The sequence below is a fragment of the Kitasatospora sp. NPDC057738 genome, from assembly GCF_042798815.1.
GTDB lineage: Bacteria > Actinomycetota > Actinomycetes > Streptomycetales > Streptomycetaceae > Kitasatospora > Kitasatospora lactacystinica.
In genome coordinates this window covers 4166-15096 of sequence record NZ_JBHVJT010000125.1, presented here as the reverse complement: position 1 = coordinate 15096, position 10931 = coordinate 4166, and the positions used below count along the sequence as shown (strand labels likewise).

Below are 10931 nucleotides of genomic sequence, written 5' to 3'. Positions count from 1 at the left end.
CCGGCCGGTCCCGGGACGCGCCCGGCGGGCGCCCCGCTCGGCGGCGGCAACGGTCCGGTGGTGCCCGTGACGGTTCCGGCGCGCCGGTCCTCCGGCGGCCTGGGCGTGCAGCGAGCCGTTCGACTCATCGGTCAGCGGCGCGGGCTGCTCGGCGACCGCCGGATGACGGTCGCCCTCGCCACTCCGCCGGCACCCTTCGTGCCCGTTGCCGCCGCTCCCTCCGGCGGAGGCGCCGGGTCGGCGCCGACGCCACCCGTGGTCCGGGCCGCCTGGCCCAACGCGCTCGTGTCCCGTCCGGACGGCGAGGCGCCGGCCGCGCCGGTTGCACCGGCCGCTGCCGCTCCGCGCCGTTCGGGTGCGCAGGCGCGGCGCTCGCCGGGCACCCGCTCACGAGGAAGCCGTGCCGAAGCCGGGGAGTCGGCCCCCCGCGCGGAGCGCCCCTCCATCCCGGGGGCGGCCGTGCCGCGCGGGGTCGTGGCCGCGGTGCAACGGGTGTTCTCCCGGCGCCCGTCGGCACGGCCGGTCCGACGGACGGTGGCCGGGCACCCGACCGTCGTCGATCACCCGTCAGCGGCCGGAGGCCCGGCGGCACCTGCCGCCGTCCCGGCCGCGCCCGCACCGGCGGGCCCACCGCGCGTCCTGCCCGGTCAGCCCCGTGCGGCAGTCCTGAACCCCGGTGTCCCGGCGGCGCCGCGGCCCGGCACCACGAGCGCGGGCCTCCCGGCCGTGCAGCGGTCCGCCACGCCGAGGTCCGGTGGGCACGCGAACCCCGGCGCCCCCGGTTCGCCGTCCGCCGCGGCGAGCGCCCCGCGCCCGCCGGTCGTCCGGCTCAGGCCGGTGGCGGCCCCGTCGGTCCAGCGCCTGTCGGCCACGCCCCGGCCTCCGCAGCCGTCCCGGATGCAGCCGCCCGCCGTCGCGGGCCCGGCGGGAACGAGCCGGGCACCGGGCCCGCAGCCCGCCACCGCACTCGCGTCCGCGCCCGCGTCCGTCCCCACGTCCGTCCCCGCGTCCGCGCCCGCGCTCGTCGTGGCCCGGGCCCTGCCCGCCGGGCACGCCACCGGCGCCCCGTCCGCCCCGTCCGCCCCGTCGGCCCTGGCTGCCTCGCCCGCGCCGTCCGCACCGCCGTCGCCCGCCACGGCCCGGCTGTTGCAGCGGGTGGCCGAGCAGACCGGCCTGACGGGGGTGCCGATGACCGCCGTGCCCGCGCGCACACCCACCACGGTGCAGCTCGCCGGGCCGGCCCGAACCGCCACCCCCGGTACCCCGCCCGCCGCGAGCACCCCCGGCAAGGCCCCCGCCGGACCGGGCGCCGAGCGGCGCGCCGACCCCGCCGACCTCGACGAACTGGCCCGCCGCCTGGTCGAACCGGTCGGCCGGCTGCTGCGCACCGAGTTGCGCAGGGGCCGGGAGCGCAGCGGCAAACCGTACGACATGCGCCGCTGAGCCCGGCCCGGACCGGAGGCCGGACCGCGCGCCGGCCCGCGGAACGGCCGACGCGGGCCGGGGCCGCGGACCAGAGCGTGGACCAGGCGGACGGCCGACAGCAGGCCGCAGCAGCGACGTGACCGGAAGCAAGGAGCAGAAGCGATGACCGACAACATCTTCGCGTCCAGCGTGTTCTTCAGCCTGACCATCGGCGGCAACGACCTGGGCGACTTCACCACCTGCTCGGGACTCGGCGCCCAGGTCGAGATCGAGCAGTACGCGGAGGGCGGCAACAACGGCTTCGCCTGGCAGCTGCCGGGCCGCATCACCTGGTCGAACATCACGCTGACCCGCGCGGTCACCGCCGACACCACGAAGATCGCCCGCTGGCTGTCCGAGATCGTCCGCAAGGTCGAGCCGAAGGACGGCGAGATCGTGGCGCTGCGGCCCGACCTGAGCCGGATCGTCGGCTGGCAGGTGCTCGGGATCGTCCCGGTGCGCTGGGAGGGGCCGTCCTTCGATCCCGCCAACTCCCAGGCGGCGATGGAGACCCTGGAGATCGCCCACGCGGGCCTGCGCCCCTCCTGACCCCCGCACACCCGGCTCACCGGGCCGGCCCGGCCCACCCGATCCACGGAACCCACCCCACAGCCCGACCCACGGAAGGAGCACCAGGATGTCCCCGGCGGTCCCCGCCAGCGTCACCCGGGCCCAACTGACCATCATGGAGCCGCCGTCCACGGTCGGCGCCCAGCCCGGCGGCACGCTCGCGCAGCTCCGGCTCCAGTTCAACCCGGCGACCCTGGTGCTGAGCAAGACCACCGAGTGGCGGCGCACCCCGTCCCGGATGGCGGGCGAGTCCGCGCTGCCCGAGTTCGTCGGCAGCGGTCCGCGCTCGCTCTCCCTCGACGTGTTCCTGGACTCCACCGCGACCCACGACAACTCGGTGGAGCGGGCGGTGGAGCAGCTGATGACGGCGTGCGTGCCCACCCCGGCCAGCCTGGCGCGCAAGACGCCGGCCAGCCCGTGGATCCGGCTGGACTGGGGCACCCTGAAGACCACGTCGTTCAACGGGGTGCTGACCGGCCTCTCGGTCACCTACTCGCTCTTCGACGTCGACGGGAAGCCGCTGCGGGCGGTCTGCTCGCTGACCATCGACGAGGCGAGCGTCGACCCGGCCGGACAGAACCCGACCTCCGGCTCGCCGGAGGCCCGCAGCACCCACCGGGTGATCGCCGGCGACAGCCTGCCGATGCTCGCCTGGCGCGCCTACGGGGACGCCACCGCCTGGCGCGCCATCGCGGAGGCCAACGACATCGACGATCCGCTGGCGCTGGTCCCCGGCGCGGAGCTGATCGTGCCGGGCATCGAGGAACTCACCCAGAGCCACACCCAGAGCCACACCCGGAACCAGGAACCCACCCAGGGCGGACGGCCATGACCACTCCCGAGGCCCGCGGCGGCCGCTCCTTCGCCGCCGACCCCGTCGTCGAGGCGCCGGGCCCGCTGCCGCCGATCTGGGTGACCCAACTGGTCTCCTGCGACATCGAGGAGAGCGTCGGCCTGCCCGACACCGCGGTGCTGTCCTTCCGGGACGCCGACCACACCTTCCTCTCCGCCACCGGGATCACCATCGGCACCCCGCTGAAGGTGTCCGTGGTCACCGTGCAGGGCAACACCCGGGCGCGGCTGTTCACCGGCGAGGTGACCGCGCTGGAGCTGGAGGTGGACACCACCGGCTCGTACACCGTGGTGCGGGCCTCGGCGGTCACCCACCGGCTGATGCGCGGGCGCCGGGTGAAGGCCTTCCGGAACATGACCACCGCCGACATCGTCCGCCAGGTCGCCTCGGGCGCGGGACTGACCTGCGGCAAGGTCGACTCCTTCCCCGTCGTCCACCAGCAGCTCTCGCAGGCGAACGTCCCGGACTGGGAGTTCCTCCAGTTCCTGGCCCAGGAGAGCGGCGCCCAGGTGCGGGTGGACGACGACGGGAGGCTGGAGTTCGTCCGGCCCGACCCCGCCTCCGGCGCACCGGCCCCCTCCACCCCCGCGCCGCAGAACCCGCTGGTGCTGGAGTACGGCCGCAACCTGCTGGAGCTGCGCGGCGTGCTGACCGGCGCCGGAGGAGCGGACACGGTCGAGGCGCGCGGCTGGAACGTCACCACCAAGAGCGCCCTGGTCGCCACCGAGCCGGCGGTGACCTCCCGCACCGTGCAGCCGGGGATGAGCCCCTCGGTGGTGGCCTCCGCCTTCCCCGGCCAGTCCCGGCTGACCGTCGCCGACACCCCGTACCGCACCCAGGCGGAGACCGCCTCGGCGGCCCGGTCGCTGGCCGCCTCGGTGGCGGCCGGCTTCGGCGAGCTGGAGGTGGTCGCCGAGGGCAACCCGCGGCTGCGGGCGGGCACCGCGGTCGCGCTGGGCAACGTCGGCGCCGCCTTCTCCGGCCGCTACACCGCCACCGGGGTGCGCCACCTGCTCGAACCGTTCCGCGGCTACCGCACCACCGTCGTGGTCAGCGCCGCGCCCGACCGCTCGCTGGCCGGGCTGACCAGCGGCGGCAACGCCCCGCCGCGCGGGCCCCGGATGCCCGGACTGGCCGTCGCCGTGGTCACCGACGTCCGGGAGCCGGGCGGCGGGCAGCGCGGCTGGGTGAAGCTCAAGTTCCCCTGGCTGGACGACACCTACGTCTCCGACTGGGTGCGCACCGTGCAGTGGGGCGGCGCCGGGGGCGGCGGCGTGGTCAGCCCCGAGGTCAACGACGAGGTGCTGGTCGGCTTCGAGCAGGGCGACCTGGACAGCCCGTACGTGCTGGGCGGGCTCTACAACGGCGTGGACCGGCCCTCCCCGCACGACGTTCCGCTGGTCGACGGGGCCTCCGGCAAGGTCAACCGCCGCTCGGTGGTGTCCCGTTCGGGCCACCGGATGGAGCTGCTGGACGTGCCGGGCGGCAAGTCCGGCGTCCACCTGGCCAGCGGTGACGGGAAGTTGGAGGTCAGCCTGGACCAGCAGCGCGGCGAGATCGTGCTGACCGTCCACGGCCTCGGCGGCGCGGCCGGCAGCACGGTACGGCTCTCCTCCTCCGGCATCACCCTGGACGCGGGCACCGGCGCGGTGAACGTGCGCGGCGGATCGGTCACCGTCCGGGGTACGACGTCGGTCACCGTGGACGGTGGCGCCGAGGCGGTGCTCAAGGGGGCCTTCGTCCGGATCAACTGAGCCGCCGATCGACCGGCGACAGACCGGCGATCGACTGACGGAACGTCAAGAACCGATGGCAGTATGGCGAGTGCCCGCGAACACCGGGCACCGCAGGAAACGGAGACCGCAGATGCCCCCCGCAGCCCGGACCGGCGACATGACCGACCACGGCGGCGCCCTCACCACCCCGCCGCCGGGCGCCCTCAAGGTGGCGACCGTGCTGATCGGCGGCCGCCCCGCCGCCGTCGTCGGCACCGTCCACGCCTGCGTCGTCCCCCCGCACCTGGCGCTGGGCCCCGGCAACCTGGTGCTGCCCTCCCCGGGCGCGGTGACCAGGGGAGTGGTGCTGATCGGCGGCCTGCCCGCGGCCCGCATGGGCGACAGGACCACCTGCGGCGCCACCGTCACCACCGGCGCGTTCAACGTGCTGATCGGGGGCTGAGCATGAGTGGCAGCTTCATAGGGCGCGGCTGGGCCTTCCCGCTGCGGGTGAACGCCACCGGCGGCATCGCCATGGTGGAGCGCGACCGGGAGCTCGCGGAGGCGATCCGGCTGATCCTCGGCACCGCCCCGGGGGAGCGGCCGATGCGCCCCGAGTTCGGCTGCGGCATCCACGAGTACGTCTTCGCCCCGGGCGACAGCACCACCGCCGGGCGGATCGCCCGCGAGGTGCGCATCGCCCTGGAGCGCTGGGAGCCGCGGATCGAGGTCGACGACGTGGTGATCGCCTTCGACAGCGCCGAGGAGGGCACCCTCTACATCGACGTCCACTACACCGTGCGGGCCACCAACGACCGCCGCAACCTGGTGTTCCCCTTCTACACCATCCCGGAGCACCCGGGCGCGGACGCCCTCGACACGGTCGGCGGGGGTGTGCGCTGATGGCCCTGCCCTCCCCGAACCTGGACGACCGCCGCTTCCAGCAACTCGTCGACGAGGCCAAGCGCTACGTCCAGCAGCGCGCCCCGGAGTGGACCGACCACAACGTCTCCGACCCGGGCGTCACCCTGATCGAGACCTTCGCCTACCTGGTGGACCAGCTGCTCTACCGGCTGAACCGGGTCCCGGAGAAGAACTACGCGGCCTTCCTCGACCTGCTCGGCATCCGGCTCTTCCCGCCCGCCGCGGCCCGGGCCGAGGTCGACTTCTGGCTCTCCGCCCCGCAGTCCGAGACGGTCCTGCTGCGGGCCGGCACCGAAGTCTCCACGCTGCGCACCGAGACCGACGACGCGGTGGTCTTCTCCACCGCCGAGGACCTGCCGATCGTCCCCAGCTCGCTGGAGCGGCTGGTCACCGTCTCCGCGTCCGGCGAGCAGTCCGACGGCACGGCCCGGCTGGCCGACGGCGCGGACGTGCCCTGCTTCCAGCCGCGCCCGGCGGCCGGGGACGCCATGCTCTTCGCCCTGCCCGCCGTCGTGCCGCGCTGCATCCTGATCGTCCGGCTGGACAGCCGGGTGGAGGGCGTCGGCGTCGACCCGCGCCAGCCGCCGCTGGCCTGGGAGGTCTGGGACGGCGCGCGCTGGATCGCCTGCGAGACCGGCAGCGACACCACCGGCGGCCTCAACCGGCCCGGCGAGGTGGTCGTCTTCGTGCCCGCCGGGCACACCGCCTCGGTGGTCGCCGGGCGCCGGGCCGGCTGGCTGCGCTGCCGGGTCACCGAGCCGCAGCCGGGCCAGCCGTTCTACTCCGAGTCCCCCACCGTCCGGCGGGCCGAGGTGTTCACGGTCGGCGGCACCGCCACCGCCGTCCACGCGCAGACCGTCACCGACGCGCAGCTCGGCACCTCGGAGGGCGTCGCGGGCCAGCGCTTCCGGCTGGCCCGGCCGCCGGTGCTGCTCGACGGCGAGCCCCCGGTGGTCGAGGTCGCGGCCGGCGAGGGCTGGGAACGCTGGACGCTCGTCGAGCACTTCGGCGAGTCCTCGCCCGCCGACCGGCACGTGGTGCTGGACGCGACCACCGGCGAGTTCCTCTTCCCGCCCGCGGTCCGGGAACCGGACGGCGGCCTGCGGGCCTTCGGCGCCGTGCCGCCCAAGGGCGCCCGGCTGCGCGTCCCGCGCTACCGCACCGGCGGCGGGATCGCGGGCAACGTCGCCCGCGGCACCGTCACCGTGCTGCGCAGCTCCGTTCCGTACATCGCCCGGGTCGACAACCGGGAGGCGGCGCGCGGCGGGGTCGACGGCGAGACCGTGGAGAACGCCAAGGCCCGTGCCCCGCACCAGCTGCGCCTGCAGGAACGTGCTGTCACCGCCGGGGACTTCGAGCTGATCGCCCGGCAGGCCGCGCCGTCCGCCGCCCGGATCAGCTGCGTGCCCGCCGGCGGCGGGGAGGCGGGGGCGGTACGGGTGCTGGTGGTCCCCGACGCCGTCGCGGACGAGGGCGACCGGCTGCGCTTCGAGCAGCTGATCCCCGACGAGCAGGTGCTGGCCGCCGTCGCGACCGCCCTCGACGAGCGCCGGCTGATCGGCACCCGGCTGGTCGTCCAGCCCCCCGCCTACCAGGGCGTGACGGTCGTCGCCCGGCTCACCACCCGCTCCGCCGACCCCGACCGGGTCCGCGAGGAGGTGCTCGCCGCGCTGTACCGCTACCTCAACCCGCTGCGCGGCGGCGCCGACGGCGAGGGCTGGCCGTTCGGCCGGGCCGTGCAGTACGGGGAGGTGTTCGCGGTGCTCCAGCGGGTCGCCGCGGTCTCCGGCGTCGAGGAGGTGCGGCTGTTCCCGGCCGACCCGATCACCGGACGCCGGGGCGCGCCCGCCGAGCGGGTCGAGGTCCCGGCGGACGCCCTGGTCTTCTCCCACCAGCACCAGGTCGTGGTCACCCCGGCCGCCGAGGACGGGACGTCATGAGCGAGTGCCGCGCGCCGGGAATCGGGGGGCGCCGATGAGCCGCGCGGCGGTCCCCGGACTGCCCAGCCCGTACCCGATCGGCGAACTGCTGCCCGCGCTGTTCGCCGACGACGACTTCGCCCAGCGGTTCACGGCCGGCCTGGACACCGTCCTCGCCCCGGTCTTCGCGACCCTGGACAACCTGCCCGCCTACTTCCGACCCGGCCTCGCGCCGGCCGACTTCCTCGACTGGCTGGCCTCCTGGGTCGCGGTGGAGGTGGACCCGGCCTGGCCGGTGGAGGTGCGCCGCGCGGTGGTCGAGCGCGCCGTGGAGCTGCACCGCTGGCGCGGCACCCGGCGCGGCCTCACCGAACGGCTGCGGCTGGTGCTCGGCGCCGGAGCCGAGATCGTCGACGGCGGCGGAGCCTCCTGGTCCACCGACCCGGACGCTCCGTTGCCGCCCGCGCCGGGCGGCGACGTACTGGTCCGGGTCTGGCCGCTGCGCGGACCGGCGCCGGACGAGGACCAGGTGCGGTCCGTCGTGAGGGCGGGCTGTCCGGTCCATCTGACCTGCCGGGTGGAGATCCTGCCCGGCCCACCCGGGCGAACGGAGGGCTGACGGATGCCGGTGTGCCCCGAATGCGGAACGGCCAACGGGGAGGGGGACGACTTCTGCGGCAACTGCGGCGCCTACCTCGGCTGGTCGCGCGGCGCCGCCGCCCCGGCGACGACGGCGCCGACGGCCGCGCCCGTCGCGGTGCCCGCCCCCGCACGGGCCGAGCCCGAGCCCGAGCCCGCGCCGGTACCCGTACCGGAGCCCGCGCCCGCGCCCACGCCCGCCGGATCCACCCGGCGGAGCGCCTCGCGCCGGACCGCGCGCACCGGGGCGGAGCCCACGCGGGAGCCCAAGCCGGAGGCCAAGGGGGAACCCGGAGCAGAGGTCGAGGAGGAGCCCAGGGCGGAGCAGCCGCCCGCCCGGCCCGCCGAGCCACCGGTGACCGGGCCCCCCGTGACCGAGCCCCCGGCGACCCAACCCCCGCCCGCCGCCGAGCCCCCGCGCCCGAGCACCGCCCCCGTACGGCCGGCTCCCGCGCAGACCCCCGCCCCCGCGCCCGCCCCGAGGGCGGCGGCCGACCCGGTGGCCGTCCAGCCGGCCAAGCCCGTCGCACCCCGCCCCGTCAGCCGGCCCACCGAGACCGTCGAGACCCAGGACGGCCCGCCGTGCCCCCGGTGCGGCACGCCGAACCTGCCCGAGCGGAAGTTCTGCCGCCGCTGCGCCGCGCCGCTGACGCCCACCGAGGCCGCGCCGAAGCTGCCCTGGTGGCGCACCCGCTGGCCGTTCCGGCGCCGGGTGCGGATCGGCGGTTCGGGCAACGCGCTGCGCCGCACCATCGCGCTGCTCGTGCTGATCGCCGTGGTGGTCGCCGGGATCCTGCTCTACCCGGCGGGCAAGGTCGCCTTCCAGGACGTGCTGGACAAGCTCCGCAAGACCGCGCCGATCACCCCCGCCGCCACCTCGGCGAGCGCCGCCGTCGAGGGCCATCCGGCCACCTTGGCCGACGACGGCCTGAGCAACACCTACTGGGGCGCACCCGCGCTCGGCGACTCCGTCACCTTCTCCTTCCGCACCCCGTTCCGGCTGGTGGACCTGATCATCCACACCGGGGATTCCGTGGACCCGCAGCACTTCCAGCAGCAGGCGCGCCCCGTCGTCCTCGCCCTGGAGGTCACCGAGAAGGACGGCACGGTGCACACCCAGCAGGTTCCGCTCAACGACCAGCCCGGCCCGCAGACCGTGCAGACCGGGATCAGCGACGTCACCCAGGTGAAGCTCACCGTCCGGGAGGCCGCCGGCACCGGCCCGGGCCGCGCCATCGCACTCTCGGAGGTGGAGTTCTTCAAACGCACCTGAGCACGCGGCCCGCCACCGGAGGAAACGATGGTCTACCGGATCCACTTCACGGCGGGGGACCTGGCCAGGACCCGGCCGGCCGATCCCATGCCGTTGACCGAACTCATGGCGGCGGCGAGGGCGTTGCAGTCGCGCGGCCACGCGGCGCGACTGGAACCGTGGCGACGCAGAGCCCTGGCCGGGCTGCCCGAGCGGGCCCGCCTGGCGCTGTCCCTGGTCCCCGCGGACGGCTGGGGGCCGACCTTCCTGATGCCCGCGGTGGCAGGAGGCCCGGAGCAGCTGCTGGACCGGGTACGGGCCACGCCGCGCCGGCTCGTCGAGGCGGAGTTGGCCGCGATCGCCGAGCACCAGCCCGTGCCCCGGTGGACCCGTCACCTGGCGGACGACAGGGCGCTGCGCGAGAAACTCGTCGACAGCCTCGGCCTGCTCTACGAGCACCTGGTCGGCCGCCACTGGCCGCAGGTCGTCGACCGCCACGCGGCGGACCGGGCCGTGCGGGTGCGCCAGTTCCTCGGCGGAGGCGTCGAGCTCCTGCTGGCCGGCGCCAACCCCCGGTGGCTGCGGTGGAATCCGCCGGTGCTCGAAGTCCGCAGCACGGTCGAGTACGACCTGTGGCTCCGGGGGCAGGGCATCCTGCTGAACCCCTCGGTGTTCGCCACCCGGGCCATGGTCAGCGACGACGCCCACGGCCAGCCGTTGCCCGTGGTCACCTACCCGATCGACGACAGCGGGCCGGCGGACCGGTCGGCCCTGTTCGAAGCCGACCGGGCTCCGAGCGGATCGACGGTGGCGCTCTCCGCCCTGCTCGGGCACACTCGTGCCGCCGTCCTGGAGACGATCGCCGAACACCCCGGCTGCTCGACGAAGGAACTCGCGGCCCTCGCCGGAATCACCCCGTCCAGTGCCAGCGAACACGCCACCGTGCTGCGCGAGGCCGGGCTGATCGGCACCTCCAGGTACCGCAACGCCGCCCTGCACAGCCCGACCGCCCGGGGCCTCGACCTGCTCGGCGACGAGCCCGATCCGTCCGGTTCCGGCCGGACTTGAGCGGTGCCGCGGTGATTCGGAGCAGCCCGAATCTCCTGGAGCGGCGGTCCGGCGGCCGCGGAGACTGAGGACCGGGCGCCGAACCCGCCCGCACCACGACGTCACAGTTCTCGGGAGGTCCTCATGCGACTCGTCCACAAGGCCGCCATCGCCCTCGCGGCCGGCTTCGCCGCGGCGACCACGCTCCTCGCCCCGGCGGCGAACGCCCGGCCGGCCGTCTCGGCCGCACCGGCCGACTGCCCCAAGGGCTACTTCTGCGGCTACAAGTACAGCAACTACCGGCAACTCGCGTTCAAGTTCAGTGTCTGCGGTGCGATCCAGGAGATCCCCGACGGCCTGAACAGCGGCGGGTCCTGGTACAACAACCAGACCGCCGGTCTCAAGGCGAAGATGTACGGCAAGTCCAAGAACCTCGTGTACACCACTCCCGGCGCACCCTACGGCGACCCCAACGCCGACTGGGCCCCGGTCTGGTACGTCAAGGCCTGCTGACCCCGCCCCGGGGGCCTGCTGCCGGGTGCGCCGTG

The 10931-nt window shown here is 75.7% G+C and carries 11 protein-coding genes; all 11 read left to right on the top strand.

Annotation, left to right across the window (positions count from 1 at the left end; translation table 11 throughout):
* Positions 1-897: 897 nt before the first annotated feature.
* The 11 genes from ACFVGO_RS38005 to ACFVGO_RS37955 all read left to right on the top strand — a co-directional run bounded on the left by ACFVGO_RS38005 (position 898) and on the right by ACFVGO_RS37955 (position 10896).
* Positions 898-1443, top strand: a complete 546-nt coding sequence (locus tag ACFVGO_RS38005; protein WP_380636748.1) for a hypothetical protein — start codon at positions 898-900, stop codon at positions 1441-1443.
* A gap of 144 nt (positions 1444-1587) precedes the next feature.
* Complete coding sequence (locus ACFVGO_RS38000; RefSeq protein ID WP_359897847.1) at positions 1588-2013, top strand: phage tail protein; 426 nt, start codon at positions 1588-1590, stop codon at positions 2011-2013.
* A gap of 88 nt (positions 2014-2101) precedes the next feature.
* Positions 2102-2866: a LysM peptidoglycan-binding domain-containing protein gene (locus ACFVGO_RS37995; protein ID WP_359897846.1), complete on the top strand. Its 765-nt coding sequence runs from the start codon at positions 2102-2104 to the stop codon at positions 2864-2866.
* Positions 2863-4641, top strand: coding sequence for a VgrG-related protein (locus ACFVGO_RS37990; RefSeq protein WP_380357243.1), 1779 nt, complete (start codon positions 2863-2865; stop codon positions 4639-4641). Before ACFVGO_RS37995 ends, ACFVGO_RS37990 begins: the two co-directional genes overlap by 4 nt.
* 112 nt (positions 4642-4753) lie before the next feature.
* Complete coding sequence (locus ACFVGO_RS37985; RefSeq protein WP_380357240.1) at positions 4754-5065, top strand: PAAR domain-containing protein; 312 nt, start codon at positions 4754-4756, stop codon at positions 5063-5065.
* Positions 5066-5067: 2 nt separating this feature from the next.
* Positions 5068-5505 carry a GPW/gp25 family protein gene (locus tag ACFVGO_RS37980; RefSeq protein WP_359897843.1) on the top strand — a complete coding sequence of 146 codons (438 nt, stop codon included), beginning with the start codon at positions 5068-5070 and terminating at the stop codon, positions 5503-5505.
* Entirely contained in the window at positions 5505-7466 is a 1962-nt protein-coding gene (locus ACFVGO_RS37975) for a putative baseplate assembly protein (protein WP_359897842.1), read from the top strand. The genes ACFVGO_RS37980 and ACFVGO_RS37975 overlap by 1 nt, the downstream gene beginning before the upstream one ends.
* Positions 7467-7500: 34 nt before the next feature.
* Positions 7501-8064 carry a phage tail protein gene (locus tag ACFVGO_RS37970; protein WP_359897841.1) on the top strand — a complete coding sequence of 188 codons (564 nt, stop codon included), beginning with the start codon at positions 7501-7503 and terminating at the stop codon, positions 8062-8064.
* Positions 8065-8067: 3 nt separating this feature from the next.
* Complete coding sequence (locus ACFVGO_RS37965; protein WP_380636746.1) at positions 8068-9357, top strand: NADase-type glycan-binding domain-containing protein; 1290 nt, start codon at positions 8068-8070, stop codon at positions 9355-9357.
* A 27-nt stretch (positions 9358-9384) separates the two neighbouring features.
* Positions 9385-10404: a winged helix-turn-helix domain-containing protein gene (locus ACFVGO_RS37960; protein ID WP_359897839.1), complete on the top strand. Its 1020-nt coding sequence runs from the start codon at positions 9385-9387 to the stop codon at positions 10402-10404.
* 123 nt (positions 10405-10527) lie between these two features.
* Positions 10528-10896 (top strand): hypothetical protein, encoded by a 369-nt coding sequence (locus ACFVGO_RS37955; RefSeq protein WP_380636744.1) that lies wholly within the window; start codon positions 10528-10530, stop codon positions 10894-10896.
* Positions 10897-10931 lie beyond the last annotated feature (35 nt).